This is a genomic window from Chloroflexota bacterium, assembly GCA_035652535.1.
GTDB lineage: Bacteria > Chloroflexota > UBA6077 > UBA6077 > SHYK01 > DASRDP01.
This window is the reverse complement of sequence record DASRDP010000070.1, coordinates 1-20,761: the sequence shown is the minus strand read 5'-3', so window position 1 is coordinate 20,761 and position 20,761 is coordinate 1. Positions and strand designations below refer to the sequence as shown.

Here is a 20,761-nt window from a genome sequence, read left to right as displayed (position 1 = left end):
CCCGATGCGAACTGCGCCGATTCATACAGCGCCGCGACGTACCGTGCATAGCGCTCCCGCCCGGGGTGTATAGGATCTGTCGGTCCCCGCACATCCGCCCGTTGACTGCGGCAAACCCAGCGCGTATCTTCACCTCCAATGCTCCCAGCTAAGGAGGACCAGATGGCGACGACGATTGCGAGCTCGGCGGCCCCCTACAGCGCCTACCACAAGCGGGATGTTCCGGAGGCCGACGGGGAGCTGACCCGCGTCGGCCCGGGCACCCCATGCGGGGAATACCTCCGACGCTTCTGGCATCCGGTCGGCCTATCCGCCGACCTCATAGACCTGCCCAAGGCCGTTCGCATCCTGGGGGAAGATCTGGTGCTGTTCCGAAACGGCGAGGGCCAGGTGGGACTCGTGCAGCTCCACTGCCCTCACCGCGGAACGTCGCTCGAGTTCGGCACCGTGGAGCGGCGCGGGCTCCGCTGCTGTTATCACGGCTGGCTATTCGGCGTCGATGGACAGGTAATCGAGACGCCGGGCGAGCCGCCGGAGAGCAACATCAAGGATCGATTCTTCCACGGCGCCTACCCGACCATCGAATTCAAGGGGCTCGTGTTCGCCTACATGGGCCCGCCGGATCGGCGCCCCAGCTTCCCCAAGTTCGACACGTTCGACATGCCGGGATACCGAACGGTTGCCTCCTGGGGCGATCCGACGGCGTCCAACTGGCTCCAGCAAGCCGAGAACAACATCGATCCGGTGCATCTCGTCTACCTGCATCGCTTCGAGGAGATTCGGAGCAGACTCGACGCCCACCGCCCCAGCGTCGACCCCAGCTTGAGCTGGGAGCACTACGCCAACGTCGGGCTGAAGCAATGGGAGGAAGACGTCCAGAGCGTTCGCGATGACACCCGGCGGAACCACCTATTCGAGTGGTTCCAGGACCCGACGACCGGGTTCTTCTACTCCTGGACGCGGCGCATCGGGGACTTGGTGTGGGTGCGCATATCAGACCTGATCCCGCCGAACGTGGATCAGATCCCGCGCAGCCTGCCCATCTCGATGGAATCGCAGGAGCTCCCGTTCGACCCGCCCAGAACCACAACCTGGACAGTACCGGTCGACGATGAGACAACCATTACCGCGAGCATCGCCTACCATCCGGAAGAGGGCACCCAGCAGAGCCGATTCCGCTTCACCGGCGTCACGAACGCCCCGCGAACCTACGAAGATCGTCAGCGGCAGCCGGGCGACTGGGAGGCGCTCCTCACGCAGCGCCCCATCGCGGTCCATGCCCTCGAGCACCTCGGCTGGTCCGACACAGGCGTCATCATGTTCCGCAAGGCGATCCGGGACGGCATTCGCGCGGTCAGCCGCGGTGAAGACCCCATGCCGCAGATCCTGTCGGCGAGTGGGACGATCAAGACCTACGCGCAGAGCACGATCATTCGCGTGCCGCCCGCGCCGACGCCCGAGGCCGATCGCGAGCTGTTACGGGCTACGGCGCGACGCGTGATCGCGGGGGAGTTCCCGAAGCCCGCGCCAGCTCGCGCGGCGAGCTAGCGACCGGCCCAACCGTGGAGATCGCGGACGTCGCATCAATCCCAGACCTGGACCGCTGGCTTGCGAGCCACAACCTCATGGGAAGCTGGTCGGGCGGGGAGCACGATGCGGCGTCCGCAATCCCGCGCTATCCGCCGCACCTGTGGCGATGGGCCGACGTCCACGAGGCGCTCGTCCGCATTGGGCCAACGTTGGCGCGGATTCCGACGCTCGCCGAGAAGATGGCGGGCTACAAGCACTTCGGGCTGGACCACCCTGGCCTACCGCGGGGGGTGAGCCCAACCATCAACATGGGCGCGCAGGTCTTGATGCCGGGCGAGCACGGTGAGGCTCGCCGCCACCTGCAGGCTGAGTTCCGCTTCATCCTGCAGGGCGGCGCCGGGGCGTTCGCGGTGGTCGAGGGGGAGCGGTTCCCCATGGAGGACGGCGATCTCCTCACGACGCCGGCGTGGTGCTGGTACGACTGGGCGAACGAGGGCGACGAGCCGGTCTTCTGGCTCAACATCGGCGACATCACGCTGACGAGGCTCGCCTACCGCTTTCGCGAGGTGCATCCGGAGCGGCGGCAGACCGTGGACAAGCCCACCGGGTACTGGGAACGGGCGCTCGGCCAAGCGCGGCCAAGCTGGATCACGCACGAGCTGCCGACGCCGCCCTTTCGCTACGCGTGGGCGGACACGATGCGGGGGCTCGAGGCTCTCAAGACGAGCGGGGATGCCCCCGATCCCTGTGACGGGCATCGGCTGACGTTTCCCCATCCACTGAACGGGGGCGCCACCAGCCCCACGCTGGCGTTTGAAGCCCACCTCCTCCCTCCTGGCTTCACAACGGAGCCGCACCGCCACCTCTCGACGACCCGGTATCACGTGGTCCGGGGCGCAGGCGCCACGACCGTCGACGGAGAGCAGCTCCAGTGGACGGAGAAGGACAGCTTCATCGTTCCGCCCTGGTCCTGGCACCAGCACGCGAATCGGACGCGCGAGGACGCGATCCTTCTCTGCGTCACCGACCGACCCGCCATGCAGGGCTTCGGGTTCTACCGCGAGGAGCGCTCCCCGACGCCGGAGGAGCGTCGGTGATCGACGCGGAAGCTGCCCTCGACGCGCTGAACCGCTGGATGGCCGCGCGCCACATGCGTGGCTACTGGATGCAGGAAGGCGGCGGGGCGGGCGCCCAGGTAACCCCACACCTCTGGAAATGGGAAGACGTGTACGCTGGCCTCGTGAAATCGGGAGCGGTCGTTCCGTCGGGCGAGGCCCGCGCGGCGGGCCCACGCCGCATCAAGATCCGACACCCCGGTGCGGCGGGCGTCCCGCGCGCGGTCTCGGTGGGAGCCGCGATCCAGATGCCCGGCGAGCTCCTCGGCCCGCTGCGGGGGGGAGCAAACGTTGCCCGCTTCGTCGTCCAGGCCGGTGCGATTGTGACCGCCGAGGGCGAGACCTTTTCGGCCGACGCGGGAGATCTCCTCGTGTGGCCCGCAGGGACCGAGGGCGAATGGCGCAGCCCCGGCCCGAATCCGACCATCTGGATCGAATGCGACGACGCGGGACTCCTCGACCTCGTGCTCCCGGGACTCCCCGTTTTCCCGCTGGCCGACGGGCAGCGCCGCTCGCCCCCAAAACCGAGCGGGTATTTCGCGGCCACGAGAGACCGAATGTCCCGCGCCGATAGCACACGTTGGCGTCCGCCGATGCGCTACGCGTGGTCGGACGCCTTCGCGGCTCTCACCGCGCTCAAGGCAAGTGACCCGCGGGGTGACCCGCACGATGGAATCCACCTCCGGTACACGAGCCCGGTTGACCGCGGACCCACCCTTCCGACGTTCTCCTGCGCCATTCAGCTCTTGACGCCGCGGAACGCCACCAGCGCCCATCGCCACAACAGCACGGCGATCTACCACGTCGTGCGCGGCGAGGGCAGCACCGAGGTCGGTGGCGAGCGCCTCGATTGGTGCGAGGGAGACGTGTTCTGTGTCCCGCCCTGGACCTGGCACCGCCACGCCAACCCGTCCCAACAGGACGCGATCCTCTTTTCGGTCGACGATTGGCCCGCGATGTCGACGCTGGGCTTTTACCGCGTCGAAAACGAGGAGGAATCGCACGAGCTTCAGGCGATCTTTTCCGAGTCGCGCCCGCCATTCTCGCGCCGCAAGTCCAGCTCGCGCGCCACGATCTGATCAAGGCGCCGCTGCGTCTCGGTGGGACTCTCGTCGCCCAGCGCCGTGCTCGGCCGAACGTCGTAGCTGCGTACGACGTACACACACAGCGCGATGAGGAACACGAGGTTGGGCACCAGCGTGCCCTGGAGGGCGAAACCGCCTCGACCCACCGCCTTCAGGTAGATGTCGATGAACTCGGTAACGATGATCGCTTCGACGAGGATCATAGAGCGCCTGGACGGGCCCGACCCGCGAGCCATCGGAGACGTGAGAAACCACGCGGCGAAGACGCCGACGAGCGCGGGCAAGACGATGCCCATGAGCCCGAACACGAACGGGTTGGTCGTCGCGAGTAGCTGGACCAGCCAATCGCCAAGGCCGATGCCCAGCGATTTCATCCCGAAGACGATCAGCAGGCCGGTCGCGAACGCGCTCAGCCGGATGAGCACCTCGAGGTCGCTCTTGGAATCGAAGGTCATGCCCAGGAGCAGCGCGATGAGGGTGATCAGTCCGAGAGCCACGATGCCGTGCGCGAGAAGCGCGAAGGTCGCCTCTCCCCCACGCGGGAAGAGCTCGCGCCAATCCGCGCGACGCGGCTGCGCCTCGGGGGTCGGCGGCGAGTCCGCCTGACCGAGAAGCGGCTCCGCTCCCCGGCCGTCGACCTGCGCCGTCGGCTCGTTCGCGCCGGACACGGACGACGTCCCGGGTTGAGACAGCATTAGCCCGAGAGCGACCAAAGCGAAAACGACGTACCAGCGCACCCGCATCACGTTTTCCCCCTATCTCCACCGCACCCGGTCATCGGCGAGCGAATCGGTGTCACGATCCTTGCTCGCCGACCACGCTCGAGTGCCTGAAATCTCTGCGCACTATGCTCCGTTGCTCCGGACCGGTTGAGGGCGCTCTGTTTCCCCGAGGAGTGGCCTGCCGTTGCCGCGGCGGCTCGTCGGCGTGGCCCCTTCGGTCGCGGGATCGTTCCGCGTAGCGGTGCTCGGAGCAGCCGCGGCCTCTATCCCCGAGCCGCCCGAAGCGCCCGCGGGTGCCGCCTCCTCAATGGTCACCACGTGCGCCTTGTTGACTGCCAGGAACGGGGTGGAGCGTGCCTTCCCGCGCCCGCTCGTGATGGTCGCGTTGGTCACCGCGATGAACTCCTCGCCCTTCCGCTCGACCAGGTCCCGAAGACGCGTGTCTGGAATGAGGTACACGATGCCCCGAATCTCCAAACCCGTCGCGGTGCCGATCAGCACGGGGAGCGTCTGGCGAGGCACGATGTCGAAAGAGGACACCGGAGTGCCGCTTTGCGCCGACGTCATTGCCCCCTCCTGTCCCGCCGAATCCTCCCCCCAAGCGTAGAGACGGCGGGCTCGGCCCGGCACCGTCCGGGAGGATTGGCGCAACCCACCCGGAGAGGCAGTTCTGCGCCGCGACCCAATGGTCGCCGCGCGCGGGGCTTCAGCCGTGACCCACTACGACGTGGATGGCTGGGCGACGACTTCGGCAGGCTTGTTCATCGTTCGCAACGCCGCGCGTACCTGGGTGTAGAGAACGAGCGCAGCCCCCAGGGCGCAGCCGCCCAGGAAAAAGAACGAGACGCCATAGGAGAATTGCTCCGCCAGCAGGGCAAAGAGCGCGGGGCTCAGGGCGGACCCACCTTCGCCCGCGAGCCGCCACACGCCGAAAAACCGGCCGCGGACGTGCTCGGGGGCAATCAGCGAGCCGATCACCTGCATGTTGCCCGAGGTCAGGGATTGGGAGAACTGGAGCGCCAGAAACGCGGGCACATAGATGTTGAACGAGCCGCCCGCGATCGCGATCAGACCCATCGCGGCCAGCGCGATACCCGTCAGGGTGAATCCTGGGACGACGGTGGAGGTCCGTCCCCACCGGTCCATGATGTACCCCGTGCTGAAGACGATGGGCAGGCCGACGATGCTGGACGCCGAGGCGAGGAGCCCGACCGTCTCCGGCCCGACGCCGAAGGCGTAGACGGCGTACAGGTGGAGCGTGCCGGACTGGGACGTTCCGCGCGTGAGGTTGGCGAGGAGCTGAGCCGCGAAGAACATCATGACCGGCCACGTAAGGAGCGCCGCGAGCGTCCCCGATCCGCCGGCGCCCACGGCCCTGCGACGAATCGCGGGGAGGGGGGTCGACTCCTTGATGAGATAGAAGCTCGGTGCGATGGCCAGCACGCAGAGCGCCGCGTGGACGAAGAAGGGCGCGCGAATGTCGATCGCGGCCGCCAGAAACCCGCCCATGGCGGGTCCGAGCAGGCGCCCCGAAGACTCCATGCCGATCATGCCCATAATCTGCCTGCCGCGCTGGCCCTCCGCGCCCGTGTCGGCGATGACGGTCAGCCGGCTGACCGTCCACATCTGCTGCGCCCAGCCGCCGAGGAATCGAAACACGAGGAGCTGGACGAACGTCCCGGACAGTCCCGTCGCGACCGAAGTCGCCGCCAGAATGAGGGGACCGGCCAGCAAGACCTTTCGCCGGCCGACTTTGTCGATCAGAAACCCGGTGGGCAGTGACGAGACGAGGCTGCCGAACCCGTACACCACGATGGCGAGCGACGCCTCGCCAAACGACACGTCGAAGGACCGCGCGAAGACCGGGAGCGCCGGGGCGATGATTCCCGTGCCAAACGCAAGGGTCATGGCAGGGATGTAGAGCGACAGGAGCGCTTCTTGCGTGATGATGCGCGAGCGCTCAGGACCCGACGACGCCAAGAGCGACTCCGATTGCCGTGGTTTCGGTCAGAGCAGGAAGAAGCGAGGCGGCTCTTCCCACTCTTCTAACGTGGGGTATTCCTGCGCCACCAGCGCTCGGCGGCGCGCTTCCTCCCGGTACGCGTCCGCCCGGCGGATCACCTCTTGCCGCTCGTGTTCCTCTTCCTCGGCCCGCGCAAGCTCCTCGGCCGTCCGCTGGCGCGGCTTCCCACCGGTCGCCGTCACGCGGTGCTCCTTCTCGAGCTTGCGGAGGTGCGTGCGCACCTGTCGGTCCGCCGCGCGTTTGAGGCGTGGGACCAGGTTCATGTCGGCGTAGATCCGCTCCATGATCGCCCACGTCGTGAGGCCCGGCGTCTCCGCGAGCGCCTCGATGATCTGGCGCTCCCGGGCATGGCGGCCGTTGATATACGCATCGATGTACGCGACGGGATTCTCGATGACCGGCCCGTGCCCGGGACAGAGGTAGCGCAGGTTCGGGAGGTCCCGCAAGCTGGCCAGGCTATCCAGGTACTCGCCCAGGTCGCTGACGGTCGTCGAGCTGGCTCCGAGAATTGTGTCACCGGTGAAGAGGACGCCCTCGCTCTCCAGGAAGTAGCAGACCGAGTCGGCGCTGTGGCCGGGCGTGTGAATGGCCGTGAGGTGCACGGCGTCGCTTGGTCCGAACTCCGAGCCGTGGTGAATCGCCGTCACGCCCGTCTCCGGCAGGCGGTCCTGGAGGAGGGACATCCCCTGCTCCAACACGCGCACGTCGGCGCCGAACTCATCTCGGAGCCAACGGAGGTTCGCGCTATGGTCTCGATGGAAGTGGGTGACGCAGCTCATGCCGATCTCCGCCCGTTCGGTGGCGGCGAGGTAGCCGCGCAGCATCCAGCGGTAGCGCTCCATGTCCTCGCCGGAGTCGATGGTCAGCACCTGGCCCCGACCGACGAGGTAAATGGTGGTGAACTGCGGGTGCATCGGGTTGGTGTCGGGCACCTGGACGGCCCGCACGTTTGGCGTTACCTGCATCGTTCGGACCACCTCGAGGCGCGCACCACCGCCGCGCCAGAGTTCATCATTGCACCGGCCACCCGACAGCCTTCCAGACCGCGTGAGATGCGTCCGCCATGAGCCCCGACACCACCTCCGGCGGCTTGAAGTCCCCGACGGGCTCCGGGCTGGTCAGGATCGCGAACGCGCTGGAATAGCCTCCGCTCCGCGTGGCCGACGTGAGCGCGAACACCACGCGCGCAATACCCACCCGACGAATCGCGGTCGAGCACATCCAGCACGGCTCGCAGCTCGAGTACAGGGTGCAGTCGGAGAGATCCAGGCCGCCTCGCGCCTTGCACGCTCGGCGGATGGCCATGATCTCCGCGTGCGCAGTCGGATCGATCTCCGTTACGACCGCGTTCTCGGCCTCGGCAACCAGCGCGCCGTTCGCGGTGATCACGCAGCCGAACGGGTGGCTCCCGTGCTCAGCCGAGAGCCGGGCCAGCTCGATGCTGCGCGCCATCGCCTCAATGTCGTTCAGGTGGACAGGCCCTTCGCCTTCATATATTGAGGGAAGTGCCAATCCATCGTGTGCGGGTCATAGGTCACGAAGGACTCGTCGCGCGGCGCGCCGCCCATGAAGTGGAAGCAGTTGGTATCCCAGTCGTACCAGTCGTCCCCGCGCCCGCGCACCTGGAACCACTGGATCCCACCCGGACTGCCGTGGCGCGACGTGCGCGCGGGAAGGTCTGCGCCCGCGCCGACGAAGCCGTGCGCCTCGGGGTCCCACTGCCACTCGGGAACGTTCTCCCACATGAGCTCATAGTTCGGGAAGAAGTCTTCGTCCCGCACGACGAGCGCAGCATGGGCCGCGTGGAGCTTGCCCCAGCCTCCCGTGCGCTGACCAAAGGACTCGACCTTTTTGTAGACGATGCGCGCCCCGCCAACCAGCGGCAGCACGAGCGTGTCCGACGGGATGTCCGCGCTGACCATCGGCTCGAGGGCGCAGTACTTTGAGAAGTGAGCGGCTGCGCGCTGCAGGTCCCGGCTCTCGTAGACGCCGTGGCTGATTCGGCCGACCCCGACAGACGTCTCCTCCGCCATCGCCCCGGGCGGCAGGCGATCGGGCGCCCAGAACTCGAACTGGTTGCCATCCGGATCCTCCCAGGCGATGGAGATCCCTTCGTCGCCCTCGGCAGAGGTCCGCATGGGATCGAGATGTGGCACGTTGAACTGGTCGAGTCGCCGAAGGTGCGTGTCGATGTCCGCCTGGCGGATGTAGAGGCCGTGTCGCGGGAGCCCCTTCCCCAGCCCCGCGCTCGGCGGCAGCGGATCCGGGCTCAGCATGGCCCCGTGATGGCAGCAGCTCGTTAGATCCTGGAAGAGGATCATCCGTCGACCGGGCGGGCCTACGTGCGGCAGCGGACGCGCGCCCAGGACGTTCACCTGGAAGTTTGCCCATCGGTCCAGATCGTCGCTTCCGACGACATAGTGGTCGATCCAGTACACGGTTCCTGGACGCTGATCTTCGAGCATCCTGCGCCTCCCTCTCGCGGAGACTAATCATTCGACGGCGCGCGGCCTTGCGAGCCGAGCCCCGATTCTGCGGATCAATCCTACCACGTCGGCGCGTCTAGCGCGCCGCGGCGCTAGCTCCGCGGCGCGTGGTACTCCCAGGTCTGGATGTTCCACGCCATGTTGGACTCGGGCGCGGCGGTCGCGGGACCCACGATGCCCGCGGCATAGGCAAAAGGCTGGGCGCGGAAGAAGAGCGACGCGGCCGGTAGCTGCTCCGCGTACACCTGAAGCGCCTGGCGGACGAGCGAGACGCGCTCGCCGTGGTCCAGCGTCTGATTGAACCCGTTCACGATGCGGTCGTAGTCGGGGTTGGACCATGCGCCCCGGTTGCCGCCCTGCCACCGATTGTCCGGCTTCGGGATCTGGCCGCTCGTCAGATTGTTCATCGCCGGCTCGCCCATATTGGTATTGCTGGTCTGCATCGTGGGGAACGACGCGCGCACCTGGGCATTTTGGGCCTGCGCGGCCGGAACGACCCGCTGCTGCACGTCGAACCCGGCCGCTTTGAGCTGTTCTGCCATGACGAGGATCTCGCGCACGTTGTCTGGGTCCTCTGTCGACACCAGCTCGAGGGACACACGGCCATCGGGGCCGGCGAAGATCCCGTCCGAGTCCTTCCGATAGCCGGCATCCCCCATTCGGCGCTCGACGGCGCGGAGGTCATAGGGATAGGTCGGGATCGAGTCGTCGACCGCGGCGCCCCACTTCGAGCCCGTCCAGATCATGGAGTCAGCGAAGATCGCCTCCCCCGCGTACACGGCGTCGCTGATCTCCTGTTTATTGAATGACTGCGCGATGGCCTTGCGCACCCGCTCGTCGAGAATCGCGCGTGGCGTGACGAGCTCCGGGCGAAGCTGGAATGCTGTGTAGCGCCAAGCGTTCGGCCACCGAAGCACCGTCCCGGCTTTGCTCTCCTGCCACTGCTGCTTCAGGGTCTCCGCTGCCTGACCGATGGAGCTGTCGGTCGCCACCTGGGCGTCGCCGGCGAGCAGGGCCGCGACGACGACGTTCTGGTCGGCGCTGAATCGAAGCTCGAGTCGGGGGATCTTCGGCCGGCCCAGCGCGTACCCGTCGAATCGCTCGGCGTCGATGAAGGCGCCCGGCTCCCAGCGGTCCAGGCGATACGGCCCCAGCCCGACGTACTCGCGAGTCCAGAAGGGTTGCGATGTCACCGCGTCTCCGCCGCGATCGGACACCTGATCAAGGGCGGGTCCGAGCACGTGGCGCGGCAAAGGTGGAAATTCGAGGTCGTAGGTGGCCAGAATGTCGGCGTCCGGAAAGGGCACCTTCCAGTGGATCGCGAAGTGCGTTGGATCGATGGCGGTGACGTCGTCGATGGCGCGGAATGGGGGCTGGCCGGCGAGCGCCAGCTCGGGCGTCGAGTACACGCTCCAGGCAAACACGTAGTCGTCGCTCGTGAACGGCTCCCCGTCGTGCCAGGTGAGGCCAGCGCGCAACGCGTAGGTCGTCAGCATCGTGCCATCGGGGAACACCTTCCAGCCATCCGTGTTGAGCTGCGGCAGCGCCTCCAGCAGCTCCGGGATCGGCTCGCCACGATCGTTGATGAGGGCGGGGAGGGCGTTGAAGACGCGCGTTGGGATGTGGAGCCCCGTTCCCTTCTGGATGAAGGGCCGCGTCGCGATGCTGGCAGGCTCCACGCGGACGTAGATCACCAGGGGTCTGGAGTCGGCCAAATCTCCGGTCGGCGATGGGTGCTGAGCGACGTCCTGCCCCCGTGGCGCGCATGCCGCGAGCCACGCGAGCCAAGCGAGAAGCAGCGGCCGTGCCGGCCACGCGGGCGGAAAGGGCCGCGGTCGTCGCGCCCGTTTCCGCTCCTCGATTCGATCCATCTTCCACTCCATTCAACCAGCTGCGAGATGCCTCGCCGCTGGACATCCGACTGGCGTCGACCCCATCGGTCTGGCGGCGGCCGGGCATTCTCGCGACGCTGACGATAATAGCGGTTTCCGGCCGGCCGATTGGTCCGTGCCCCGCGCGCTGGTGGAGCGTACAATTGCGCGGACCATGACCGCACGACAGCACTCAGCACGACCCCAGGCCCGTCGCGAGCGTCGACGCGCTCCGGCGCGATCGCTTCGCCTCCCGTTTGGGCGGCTGCTTCCTGTCGGGGTTCTTGCGCTCATCGTTGTTGGCGGCGGCGCCTATCTCCTCTTTGGACGCCAGCAAGATGGCACGCCGCTCCCATCCACCGCTGAGATGGCGAGCGTGAACAGAGCCATCACCCACATTCCGGCGGACGTGTTCGACACCGTTGGGACGGGCGATCTACCCAATCCACTCAAGGCTATGACGACCGAGCAGCCCCTCGGCGGGGCGGACGGCAAAGCCGCCCTCCTCTACATCGGCGCCGAGTACTGCTCGTATTGCGCCCCCCAGCGATGGAGTCTCATCGCCGCGCTGAGCCGCTTTGGGGAGTTCGGCGAGCTGCAGCCGACCCTCTCGGCGCGTGGCGAATCCTATCCGGAGTTCCCGACGTACACGTTCTACCGCGTTCAGTACAACAGCCCGTATCTCAATCTCGTGGCCCTGGAGACCGGTGACCGCGCCAAGCGTCCGCTCCAGCGCATCTCCGCGGATCAGCAGTCGCTCCTCACTCTGTACGACCACGTCGGCACGATCCCGTTTGTCGACATCGGGAACAAGTACTACGCGGTCGGCACCGGGTACGACATGAACATGCTGCGCGACAAGAGCTGGCGGGACGTGGCGGATGGACTCGCCGATCCCACCAACCCGCTGACGCGCGCCATCGTCGGCAACGCCAACTATCTGACCGCCGCGATCTGCCAGCTTACGCAGAACCAGCCTGACTCCGTGTGCGGCTCGTCCGCCGTCGCCAGCGTGGTCGACAAGCTGCCAGCCCGCCCGACGTGATCGGCGCCGGGTAGACGCGGAGGGTGCAGCCCCCAACCGACTCGCGCCCAGCGTCCATGGGGACGAGGGATTCGCTGCGCGGCCTCCTACGCAATCGGGACTTCGGCTTCTACGTCGGCGTTCGCGTCGCCACGATGCTGGGCCAATCGATTCAAGCCGCCGCGGTCATGTGGCAGGTGTACGACCTGAGCGGCTCGCCCGTTGCACTCGCGTTCGTCGGAATCGCGCGCTTTGTCCCGAGCCTGGCCATCAGCGTGCTCGCCGGCGCGATAGCGGACACGCACGACCGACGCGCGGTCCTCGCATTGGCCCAGCTCTCGCCCCTGGGAACGTCGGCGGCGCTCTGGGCCCTCACCGCAACAGGCCACGCGAGCGTTCCGGTCATCTATGCCTGCATGGCGATCCTCGGGGTGACGGTGTCATTCGAGGCGCCGGCCCGACAGACCCTGCTTCCGCTGGTGGTGCCCAGAGAAAGCTTCCAACGCGCCGTCGCGATGGCCACCACGGTCCAGCAGGTGGCCAGCATCTTCGGTCCCGCCGGCGCCGGGCTGGCAATCGCCCAATCCGGCGTGGCGCCCGCCTATCTGATGCACGTTGGACTGGTGCTCGGCGGACTCGTGTGCATCGCCTGCATTCGAATCCGCGAGGCGGACGCGGTTTCTGGTCGGCTCGACCTCGGCATGATGAAGGAGGGCATTCACTTCATCTGGTCGAATCGGCCAGTGCTCGGCGCGATGGCGCTGGACATGTTCGCGGTGATCTTTGCCGGGGCTGATGCGCTGCTGCCCATCTACGCCCGCGACGTTCTCGGTGTCGGCGCATTCGGCTACGGCCTGCTCACCTCGTCGAAGGCGGTGGGCGCCCTCATCACCGCGGTCGGCCTCTCGCTCTCACCGCCGGTGCGCGCGACGGGCCGCACGCTGATGCTCATGGTGACCATATACGGCGCCGCCACCATCGCGTTTGGGCTCTCCACGTGGTTCCCCCTGTCCCTCATCCTCTACGGCCTGACGGCGGCGGCCGACCAGGTCAGCGTCGTCATGCGGCAGACGATCATCCAGCTCGACACGCCCAACGCGCTGCGCGGTCGAGTCAGCGCGGTGAATCAGGTGTTCGTGGGAGCGTCAAACCAGCTCGGGGCTACCGAGTCGGGCCTCGTGGCGGCGTGGGCCAACAGTGCCGTGTTCGCTGTGGTCTCCGGCGGCGTCGGGTGCCTGGCGACGGTGGCCCTGATCCTGGTCCTCATTCCCAGCCTCTGGCGCCATACGCTTCAGCCACGAGTCGAGAGCCCCGTCCCCGTCGCGTGACCCGCGGATGGGGCAGCGGGGCGAGTCGTTCGTTATCGTCCCTCGCGTAGCTTCGAGTCGGCGTCCGCCGTGCGATGCGTGCGGTTGCTGACGACCTCCGCGAAGACGATGGCGTTGGGGACGACCACGCGCACGTTCTCGGCGGTTCGAAGCTCGGTGGCGCGGAGTCCCACGTGCTCGACGCGCCCCACATAGTCGCGGACCTGCACCTCGTCGCCGATCAGGAAGGGCCGCTCAAAGAGAAGGTACAACCCGGCAAAGAAGCTCTTGAGAATGTCCTGCACCGCCAGGCCGAGGGCGAGCCCAATGGCTCCGAACGTCGCCAGGATACTGGCCTGGTCCAGGCCCATGATTCCCAGGACCCAGACGAGGCCGAGGGCGAGGATCCCGCCGGTGACCAGCCGCCCGGTGACGAGACGAACGTTTGCGTCGGCGCTGGTGCGCGCGGTTGCCCGGTCGAAAGCAAGGCGCGCCCAGCGCGAGGCGACGAGCACGAGGACAGCCACGAAACACGCCGCCACCACGCGGGCAGCGAGCGTCTGCATGATTCGTTCGGTGGCGATGACGACGTCGAGGGGCACGTCAGCGCTGGCGCGGGTGCGCGGGACGGCGCGCGCCACGCGCGATGTGATGGCAAAAGCTGGCGACGGGGCGTTCGGGATGCGGGCATCTGCTCACGCCGCGCACGCCCCGGGCGTGTCGATGGCGCGGTCGACGGCGCTAGTTCGCGTTCTCAGACTGTTGTGCGAGGAGGCTCTTGGCCTCGTCGCCAACGCCCTCGTCGCTGCAGTCGAGGAAGGTCGAGTAGAGGGCTTTATCCAGCAGCTTGCGGTGCCAATCATTCGCATCGAGCGTATTGATCAGCTCGCGCCGCTGACGCACGAGCCAGGAAAGACGGGTGAGGAAGAAGAGCTGGGTGGGCGTGTACGAGCGCAGCCCACCAGCCTGGACTGGTGCGCCAGGTGTGTTCACTTTGCGCTCATTCGCCATGGGTCCCCCAAGGATAGTGCCAAATGGTTCTGATTCGCCCACATTGTATCACAGGCCCTCCCAACTATTGAGACGTTCCGCGGCGTTCCTCATCGCCGCGGGGCCGCCGCCTGGGCAGCCGATACCGCTGTGGTCCGCGCGAAGTGCCAATCCTCCAGCGCCGCCCGCCAGTCAGCGTCGTCCGGGAGAACCGCGACACACGACCGGACGCGATAGAGCTCTGGCCGATCTACCTCGGGTGGGGTGAGCCCCTGTTCGCGGAGGGCGCGGGCCGCGCGCAGGAGGCGTTGACGCGTCTTGATGATCGCCGTATCCGTCGTGCCGAGGTGCTCGGCGCTTCGGTCCATAACGGCGCCCATACTCGTCGTCATGGCGGCATCCTGCATCCGAATCGTGGGTATCCCCGTGAAGCTCTTGGTTCGCTGCATCGAGCGGTCGAGCAAAAAATCGTTATCCGGGTTCGCCACCGGCCACCACCGCGCATACGGCTTGCCGTGCTGCTCATCCATCATCGGCCCGACGCCCGTCATCCCCCCACCTCCGGGAACTACCGCGTCAGCGGGCGATAGATCTTCTCCGGGCGCCCAGCGGAGACCCCAGGTGAGGGTATGCTCGTCGTCAATGGGCACCCAGATGTGCAACGGGACGACGCCGGGCTGAACGGGCGGAAACAGCGTGTAGACGGGCATGAGGAATTGCGTCGTCCGCCAGTACGCCGATCCCGGACCTTCGACCCGTCGCGCCCCGTACATCAGGCCGTACTCCGTCTCCGTGAGATAGAGGCGCGGCGACCGGTCCTGATGAAAGACGCCGCTGCCGCTGGAATCGCTCGCGTCCAAGCGGGCGTGGAGGAAGAAGACGTGGGCCGTATCGACGTCGCCCTCCAGCGCCTGCATCCAGTTGCAGCGCTGAACGCATTTGTACTCGTGGACCAGCCGCGACGACGGCACCTCCGCCCATTCGAACGATGGAAGCGGCGGCGGGTTGTCGCGACGGGGGCCCATGTACGCGAAGACCACGCCGCCTTGCTCGGCGGCGCAGTATCCCACCGTGCGCACCTTGTCCTTGAAGGTGCTCTCCGGGGGCTCGTTGGGCATATCCGTGCAGTGACCGCCAACGTCGAACTTCCAGCCGTGGTACACGCAGCGAAGCCCATCCGCCTCGTTGCGACCGAAAAAGAGCGAGGCGCCGCGGTGCGGGCAGTGCGCGCCGAGCAGACCGAGACGACCGCGGGAATCCCGGAACACGATGAGGTCTTCGCTCAGGAGACGAACGCGGAGCGGCGGGCCGTCCGGCTCCACCTCCCACGAGTAGAGGAACGGCAGCCAGTACTGCCGCATCAGGTCGCCCATCAGCGTACCGGGACCGACGCGCGTGAGGAGCTCGTTGTCTTCTTTCGAGAGCATGCTTGACCCTCCTCGATCGAAACATGCGACGGGGCGACCATCGGGAACGCGCCACCAGTCGACTGAACGGCGCCTACCCTGCTGCTATGGTACCCGAGCCCCGGCGAAAATTCGTGTGAATTGCATTGCTGGAGGTCATTGCGCGGGCAACCATCGAAGAGCGGCCCGCGGGGTCACGACTTCGCGAGGGCCTGTTCGGCCGCGCGGAATATGGGGCTGTATTTGCTGGCGTTTCCGCCGCGCCGCTTCCCGGGTTCGATGGTGAAGGCGTTGCCGAGCTTACTCTCCTCGACCGCGAGATTGATCCGCTGATTCGTGGCCGGGTCGCGGAACGTGTTCATGGGGTCCTCACCGCGCTCGACTCGGCGGATGTTCTCCTCGAGTTGCTTGCGGAAGAGGATCACGCCCTTGTCGGAGAGGCCCAGGTGCTCCTGGTCCCGATCGGTAATCGCGCCCTGCGTGTACCACATGACCATGTCCTGGCCGCTGTTGTTGTCGAGGAGGTCCCATTTGAGCTGGCCATGCTCGTCGAGCCCGGCCACCGGAACTTCGTAGAAGGGGATTTCATCGAATTCCGGCAGGTCGGCTCGGGCGGGATGGCAGCTATACCAGAAGTAGGTCGTGTGGGTGTCGTCCATCGGCACGCGAATCTGGAACACGGGGTGGCGGACGCTGCCGCTCTTCAGAATGTTCGGGAAGACGTGGGGATGGCCTACGGCCCACTCCTGTACGTCCTCGCCCTCGTCGTCGCAGAGCCGCCGCTTAACGATGCCGTGCTCGAACTCGTCGAAGGCGATGAATCGGTGGTGGCTCGGTCGACGGACCTCTTCCGGTCGGTTCAAATGCTCCATGACGAAGTTGCAGAAGTACTGGTGCAGCCACTCCACGTGGACCGGGTCCAACGAGTTCTCGCTGATCTGCAGCCAGTTGCACGGGATCACGGCCCAGCCGATCTCCTTCGGCCCATCCATGACGAAGAGGTCCCAGCGGGGAATGAGCGGTGCGGGCTGCGGCCCCAGGTACGCGAAGATCATGCCGCCCAGCTCCTGCACCGGATACGCTTGAATGCTGACCCGACTCCGGAAGGTCGAGGTTGGGTCCTCAGTGGTCTCGTACGGCTGCTCGAGACAGGCGCCTGACTCGTCGAAGAGCCAGCCATGGTAGGCGCAGCGCAGCCCCGTCTGCTCCGGGACTCCGAAAACCATGCCGGCCCGGCGGTGGGGGCACCGGTCGCCGACGAGGCCCAGCGTGCCACTGCGATCGCGATAGAGGACGAGGTCCTCCCCCAGCAGCCGAATCGGGCGCGTGCCGTATCCCTGAAGTTGGGAGCTCGCAGCGATGGGGTGCCAATAGCGGCGCATCAGCTCGCCGCACGGCGTACCGCGTCCCACCAGACTGAGGCGGTCGTTCTGTTCCTTTGTAAGCATGGCCCATACCCCCGCGAAATTCCCTAGTAGCGCGGCCCCGCGAGCTTGCGCAGCCGTGAGAAATTATGCTGGGCCTCGATGCGCCGCACGGTGCCGGAGGCCGAGCGCATGACGATCGACTCGGTCACGGCGCCGGTGCTGGAATAGCGCACGCCGCCGAGCAGCTCCCCATCCGTGACGCCCGTGGCCGCGACGAAGACATTCTCGCCGCTGCAGAGATCGTCCAGGGTGAGGACTCGGCCGATGTCGACCCCTTCGCTCGACGCGAGGAGTCGGTCTCCATCGTCGCGCGCCCAGAGACGCGCTTGCATATCGCCGCCGAGGCAGCGAACGGTGCAGGCGGTGATGACGCCCTCCGGCGCGCCGCCGATGCCCATCAGCATGTCGATCCCCGTGTGTCCTTCCAGAAGCGCCATGAGGCCCGCGGCGACGTCGCCGTCTCCGATCAGCCGGATACGGGCGCCCGTCGCGCGCACCTGCTGGATCAGCTCCTCGTTTCGGGGCCGGCTGAGGATCACGACGGTGAGGTCTCGCGCGTCGCGCCCATAGGCCCGCGCGACGGCGCGGACGTTCTCGGCTGGTGGAGCCAACAGATCGATGGCGCCGCACGCCTGCGGGCCGACGACGAGCTTGTCCATGTACGGCACGTGGGTGAAGAAGAGGGAGTCGCGCTCGGCCAGGGCCACGACCGAGATGGCGCCACCCAGCCCATTCGCCGTCAGGGTTGTGCCGTCGACCGGATCGACCGCGACATCCACCTGGGGCGGATTGCCGTTGCCGATCCGCTCGCCGATGTAGAGCATCGGCGCCTCATCCTTCTCTCCCTCGCCGATGACGACGATGCCGTCCATATCGACGTTCTGGAGCACAAGGCGCATGGCGTCGACGGCCGACTGATCGACCGACTCCTTGTCGCCACGGCCCATCCATCGACTGGCCGCCATCGCGGCGGCCTCGGTTGCCCTGACCAATTCGAGCGCGAGGTTCCGGTCCAGTTGTGCAGCCAATGCATCTTCCCCATTGAAGACGTACGCGCGCTGCGCCAGTGTATTCCAGGGCCGGGGCTGGGGCAAGCTCGGTTCGGAGACCGCGGAAACGTGCAGAGCGGTGTGGTACCCTTGGGGACCTGTTTCTGGAGAGGAACACAAATGCCCGACGCCGAGGCTGCCGTGGTCCGTCGGTTCTATGAGTCTTTTGCTGCCCGAGATTTCGATGCCGTCCGCAACTGTTTTGCACCCGATGCGCTCTGGCATCTGCCAGGGAAGAGCGCGATCGCCGGCGACCACGTTGGCTGGGACCAGATCTTTCACGATTTCCTTGCCAAGATCGGTCCGCTCAGCGGCGGCACGTTTAAAGCTGAGCTGATGGATATCGCTGTCGGCACCACGTACGTGGTGGCGATTCAGCACGCCACGGCGTCACACAACGGAAAGGTCCTGGACATCACCGGCTGTCAGCTCATGACGGTGAAAGACGGCATGATTACCGAAGTCCGTGGTCACTACTCCGACCAGGAGGCGCTGGACAGCTTCTGGGCCTGATCGTCCCGCCCACGCGACGTTCGGACAGCGGCGAACGCGATGGACGGGGCCGGTGGCGATGCATCGGCCGATCTGCCGAAAGGCCCACCTTGACAAACGCGCCCGACCCTTCGACCATTCTCGGTACAACTGCCGAATCCAGGCCACCGAAGAAAGGGAAGCCCGATGACGATGAACGTCGCGCAAGCCCTGGTGCGCTACCTCAAGGAACAGGGCGTTCGCCAGATCTTCGGCGTCAGCGGCCACTCCATCTTCGCCATCACCGACGCCATCTATCAGGAGCCGGGGATGTCCTTCGTTCCCTCCCAGTTCGAGGTGGCGGCGGGCTACATGGCGAACGGCTTCGCCCGCGGCAGGGCAAGCCTGAGCGTGTGTCTCATCTCCTCGGGCGGCGGCGCGACGAACGTGATGAGCGGCGTTGCCCAGGCGTACAAGGAGTCGTATCCAGTCCTCTTCATCTCCTCGGAGGTCGAGCGCGAGCTTTCCGGCAAGGGCGCGTCGTCGTGGCACGAGATCCCGCAGCAGCCGATGTTTGCCCCGATCACGAAGCTCAGCGTGAGCCTGCAACGTCCCGAAGACACCATCGAGATCCTCGAGGAGGCGGTGCGCACGGCGACGACCGGCCGATACGGGCCCGTGTACCTCGGCATCCCACGCGACGTACAGACCGCGCAGATCGAGGCGCCCGCGGCCTGGCCAAGGCACGCCCACGTCGCGCAGCGCCAGCGCGCCGATCCGCGCCTAATCGCGCAGGCGGCGGACCTCTTGAGCGGGGCGAGCGCGCCGAGCATCCTCATCGGCGGCGGCGTGCATTTCGCCCACGCCGAGCCCGACGTGATCGAGGTGGCGGAGCTGGTCGGCGCGCCGATTGCCACGAGCACGGCGTACAAGGGCCTCGTCTCCGAGGACCACCCGCTCGCCCTGGGGGTGGCGGGCGCCGCCGCCGCCCCGTTCGCCAATCGCGCCCTCCAGGAATCGGACGTCGTGCTGGCCATCGGCACGACCTTCAGCGAGCCAACAACCCTCGGCTACGGCCGCCGCGTCATCCCCTCCGGCGCGCGGATCATCCAAGTCGACGTTGACCCCGCGGAGATCGGCAAGATCTACGCGCCCGAGATCGGCATCGTCGCAGACGCGAAGATCGCGTCCCGCCAGCTCGCCGACGAGATCCGGACGCGCGGGCCGGCTCGCGCCGACGGCGCCGCGCGCCTCCAACGGATCGGGATTGAAAAGCGGCAATGGCGCGCGGAGAACGCGGAGCACGCGCGATCGACATCTGGGCCGATCAATCCCTGGCACGTCTACCACGCCCTGCGCGAGGCGATTCCCGACGACGCCCTGGTCGTCGGCGAGGGTGGCACCATGGAGCTGATCCATCGGTTCGTCGCTCGCGGCCAGGTCTTCCACGGCGGGGAGTTCCGGCCCATCGGGCACGGCATTGCAACCTCGTTGGGTCTTCAGTGCGCCTTCCCCGAGCGCCGCGTCATCTGCGTGGCCGGGGACGGCTCGTTCATGATGGAGATGCAGGAGCTGGCCACCGCCGTTCAGCACGATCTTCCGATCCTGGTGCTCGTGCTACGGAACGAGGCGTACGGGAACATGAAGCGCGACCAGCTTCGTCACTACGATGGGCGGGTCATCGGCACCGAATTGCGGGTCCCGGACCTTCCGACCCTCGCCTCCGCCTTCGGCGCGTATGGCGCGCGGATCGATCGCCCTGCCGACCTCGTCGGCGCGATCCGCGCGGCGCTCGACGCGCGCCGCCCCGCCCTGGTGGACGTCGTCTGCCCCATCGAGGGGATCTGACATGCTGAGTAGGGAAGAGAACGAGCTCCTCACCCGCGTCGGCCCGGGGACGCCGTGCGGCGCATTCCTACGGAGCTTCTGGCAGCCTGCCGCGTTGAGCGAAGAGCTACCGCCCGGCGGCCCGCCCATTCCACTGCGGCTGATGGGCGAAGACCTGGTCATGTTCCGCGACGAGCACGGCGAGATCGGCCTCCTCGATCTCCACTGCTCGCACCGCGCGACCGATCTCAGCTACGGCCGAATCGAGGACGGCGGCCTCCGCTGCATCTACCACGGATGGCTCTATGACATCAATGGGAACTGCCTCGAGACGCCGAATGAGCCGAAGAGCAGCAACCTGCGGCTCACCGTGCGGCACCCGTGCTATCCGTGCCGGGAAGCGGGTGGCGTCATCTTCACGTACATGG

The 20,761-nt window shown here is 67.0% G+C and carries 20 protein-coding genes; 8 read left to right on the top strand and 12 right to left on the bottom strand.

Annotated features, from left to right (window positions below):
- Nucleotides 1-162: 162 nt before the first annotated feature.
- Genes VFC51_07810 through VFC51_07800 form a run of 3 tightly spaced genes read left to right on the top strand, consistent with a single transcriptional unit; the run spans nt 163 to nt 3,724 of the window.
- Nucleotides 163-1,548: a Rieske 2Fe-2S domain-containing protein gene (locus tag VFC51_07810; GenBank protein ID HZT06922.1), complete on the top strand. Its 1,386-nt coding sequence runs from the start codon at nt 163-165 to the stop codon at nt 1,546-1,548.
- Between the two features lie 14 nt (nt 1,549-1,562).
- Nucleotides 1,563-2,627 carry a cupin domain-containing protein gene (locus VFC51_07805; GenBank protein HZT06921.1) on the top strand — a complete coding sequence of 355 codons (1,065 nt, stop codon included), beginning with the start codon at nt 1,563-1,565 and terminating at the stop codon, nt 2,625-2,627.
- The gene (locus VFC51_07800; protein ID HZT06920.1) at nt 2,624-3,724 is read left to right on the top strand and encodes a cupin domain-containing protein; all 1,101 of its coding nucleotides are present in this window, start codon (nt 2,624-2,626) and stop codon (nt 3,722-3,724) included. Before VFC51_07805 ends, VFC51_07800 begins: the two co-directional genes overlap by 4 nt.
- On the opposite strand, the gene VFC51_07795 is transcribed toward VFC51_07800, so the two are convergent.
- The 7 genes from VFC51_07795 to VFC51_07765 all read right to left on the bottom strand — a co-directional run bounded on the left by VFC51_07795 (nt 3,655) and on the right by VFC51_07765 (nt 10,832).
- On the bottom strand, nt 3,655-4,473 hold the full coding sequence (locus tag VFC51_07795) for a hypothetical protein (GenBank protein ID HZT06919.1): 819 nt from the start codon (nt 4,471-4,473) through the stop codon (nt 3,655-3,657). The two genes, VFC51_07800 and VFC51_07795, sit on opposite strands and share 70 nt — an antisense overlap.
- A gap of 102 nt (nt 4,474-4,575) precedes the next feature.
- Nucleotides 4,576-5,019, bottom strand: a complete 444-nt coding sequence (locus VFC51_07790; GenBank protein HZT06918.1) for a hypothetical protein — start codon at nt 5,017-5,019, stop codon at nt 4,576-4,578.
- A 153-nt stretch (nt 5,020-5,172) separates the two neighbouring features.
- Complete coding sequence (locus tag VFC51_07785) at nt 5,173-6,432, bottom strand: MFS transporter (protein HZT06917.1); 1,260 nt, start codon at nt 6,430-6,432, stop codon at nt 5,173-5,175.
- Nucleotides 6,433-6,459: 27 nt separating this feature from the next.
- A complete protein-coding gene (locus tag VFC51_07780) occupies nt 6,460-7,440 on the bottom strand; it encodes an MBL fold metallo-hydrolase (protein ID HZT06916.1) in 981 nt (326 codons plus the stop codon).
- A 46-nt stretch (nt 7,441-7,486) separates the two neighbouring features.
- On the bottom strand, nt 7,487-7,927 hold the full coding sequence (locus VFC51_07775) for a nucleoside deaminase (protein HZT06915.1): 441 nt from the start codon (nt 7,925-7,927) through the stop codon (nt 7,487-7,489).
- A gap of 14 nt (nt 7,928-7,941) precedes the next feature.
- Nucleotides 7,942-8,940, bottom strand: a complete 999-nt coding sequence (locus VFC51_07770) for a VOC family protein (GenBank protein ID HZT06914.1) — start codon at nt 8,938-8,940, stop codon at nt 7,942-7,944.
- Nucleotides 8,941-9,053: 113 nt separating this feature from the next.
- On the bottom strand, nt 9,054-10,832 hold the full coding sequence (locus tag VFC51_07765; GenBank protein ID HZT06913.1) for an ABC transporter substrate-binding protein: 1,779 nt from the start codon (nt 10,830-10,832) through the stop codon (nt 9,054-9,056).
- A gap of 175 nt (nt 10,833-11,007) precedes the next feature.
- On the opposite strand from VFC51_07765, the gene VFC51_07760 reads away from it, so the two are divergent.
- A complete protein-coding gene (locus VFC51_07760) occupies nt 11,008-11,877 on the top strand; it encodes a DUF929 family protein (protein HZT06912.1) in 870 nt (289 codons plus the stop codon).
- Nucleotides 11,878-11,900: 23 nt separating this feature from the next.
- A complete protein-coding gene (locus VFC51_07755) occupies nt 11,901-13,184 on the top strand; it encodes an MFS transporter (GenBank protein HZT06911.1) in 1,284 nt (427 codons plus the stop codon).
- A 32-nt stretch (nt 13,185-13,216) separates the two neighbouring features.
- Here the strand turns inward: VFC51_07755 and VFC51_07750 are convergent, their stop codons facing one another.
- From VFC51_07750 to glpX, 5 genes are all read right to left on the bottom strand, one after another.
- Nucleotides 13,217-13,804 carry a mechanosensitive ion channel domain-containing protein gene (locus VFC51_07750; GenBank protein ID HZT06910.1) on the bottom strand — a complete coding sequence of 196 codons (588 nt, stop codon included), beginning with the start codon at nt 13,802-13,804 and terminating at the stop codon, nt 13,217-13,219.
- 100 nt (nt 13,805-13,904) lie between these two features.
- Complete coding sequence (locus tag VFC51_07745) at nt 13,905-14,174, bottom strand: hypothetical protein (protein HZT06909.1); 270 nt, start codon at nt 14,172-14,174, stop codon at nt 13,905-13,907.
- Between the two features lie 89 nt (nt 14,175-14,263).
- Entirely contained in the window at nt 14,264-15,580 is a 1,317-nt protein-coding gene (locus tag VFC51_07740) for a Rieske 2Fe-2S domain-containing protein (GenBank protein ID HZT06908.1), read from the bottom strand.
- 173 nt (nt 15,581-15,753) lie between these two features.
- Complete coding sequence (locus VFC51_07735; GenBank protein ID HZT06907.1) at nt 15,754-17,007, bottom strand: aromatic ring-hydroxylating dioxygenase subunit alpha; 1,254 nt, start codon at nt 17,005-17,007, stop codon at nt 15,754-15,756.
- Between the two features lie 23 nt (nt 17,008-17,030).
- Nucleotides 17,031-18,014: a class II fructose-bisphosphatase gene (gene glpX / locus VFC51_07730; protein ID HZT06906.1), complete on the bottom strand. Its 984-nt coding sequence runs from the start codon at nt 18,012-18,014 to the stop codon at nt 17,031-17,033.
- Between the two features lie 141 nt (nt 18,015-18,155).
- Between glpX and VFC51_07725 the strand changes: the two genes are divergently transcribed.
- The 3 genes from VFC51_07725 to VFC51_07715 form a co-directional block, all read left to right on the top strand.
- Nucleotides 18,156-18,548, top strand: a complete 393-nt coding sequence (locus VFC51_07725) for a nuclear transport factor 2 family protein (GenBank protein HZT06905.1) — start codon at nt 18,156-18,158, stop codon at nt 18,546-18,548.
- 165 nt (nt 18,549-18,713) lie between these two features.
- Entirely contained in the window at nt 18,714-20,354 is a 1,641-nt protein-coding gene (locus tag VFC51_07720; protein HZT06904.1) for a thiamine pyrophosphate-binding protein, read from the top strand.
- 1 nt (nt 20,355) lies between these two features.
- Nucleotides 20,356-20,761 (top strand): Rieske 2Fe-2S domain-containing protein (locus VFC51_07715; protein HZT06903.1); only part of this gene is annotated, 406 nt, incomplete at its 3' end.

Excerpts from the sequence above, each read along its gene's own strand:
- VFC51_07745 (HZT06909.1), bottom strand. The coding sequence starts at position 14,174 with ATGGCGAATGAGCGCAAAGTGAACACACCTGGCGCACCAGTCCAGGCT.
- VFC51_07795 (HZT06919.1), bottom strand. The coding sequence starts at position 4,473 with ATGCGGGTGCGCTGGTACGTCGTTTTCGCTTTGGTCGCTCTCGGGCTA.
- VFC51_07735 (HZT06907.1), bottom strand. The coding sequence starts at position 17,007 with ATGCTTACAAAGGAACAGAACGACCGCCTCAGTCTGGTGGGACGCGGT.
- VFC51_07780 (HZT06916.1), bottom strand. The coding sequence starts at position 7,440 with ATGCAGGTAACGCCAAACGTGCGGGCCGTCCAGGTGCCCGACACCAAC.
- VFC51_07775 (HZT06915.1), bottom strand. The coding sequence starts at position 7,927 with ATGGCGCGCAGCATCGAGCTGGCCCGGCTCTCGGCTGAGCACGGGAGC.
- VFC51_07725 (HZT06905.1), top strand. The coding sequence starts at position 18,156 with ATGCCCGACGCCGAGGCTGCCGTGGTCCGTCGGTTCTATGAGTCTTTT.
- VFC51_07740 (HZT06908.1), bottom strand. The coding sequence starts at position 15,580 with ATGCTCTCGAAAGAAGACAACGAGCTCCTCACGCGCGTCGGTCCCGGT.
- VFC51_07760 (HZT06912.1), top strand. The coding sequence starts at position 11,008 with ATGACCGCACGACAGCACTCAGCACGACCCCAGGCCCGTCGCGAGCGT.
- VFC51_07765 (HZT06913.1), bottom strand. The coding sequence starts at position 10,832 with ATGGATCGAATCGAGGAGCGGAAACGGGCGCGACGACCGCGGCCCTTT.
- VFC51_07790 (HZT06918.1), bottom strand. The coding sequence starts at position 5,019 with ATGACGTCGGCGCAAAGCGGCACTCCGGTGTCCTCTTTCGACATCGTG.
- VFC51_07770 (HZT06914.1), bottom strand. The coding sequence starts at position 8,940 with ATGCTCGAAGATCAGCGTCCAGGAACCGTGTACTGGATCGACCACTAT.
- VFC51_07720 (HZT06904.1), top strand. The coding sequence starts at position 18,714 with ATGACGATGAACGTCGCGCAAGCCCTGGTGCGCTACCTCAAGGAACAG.
- VFC51_07810 (HZT06922.1), top strand. The coding sequence starts at position 163 with ATGGCGACGACGATTGCGAGCTCGGCGGCCCCCTACAGCGCCTACCAC.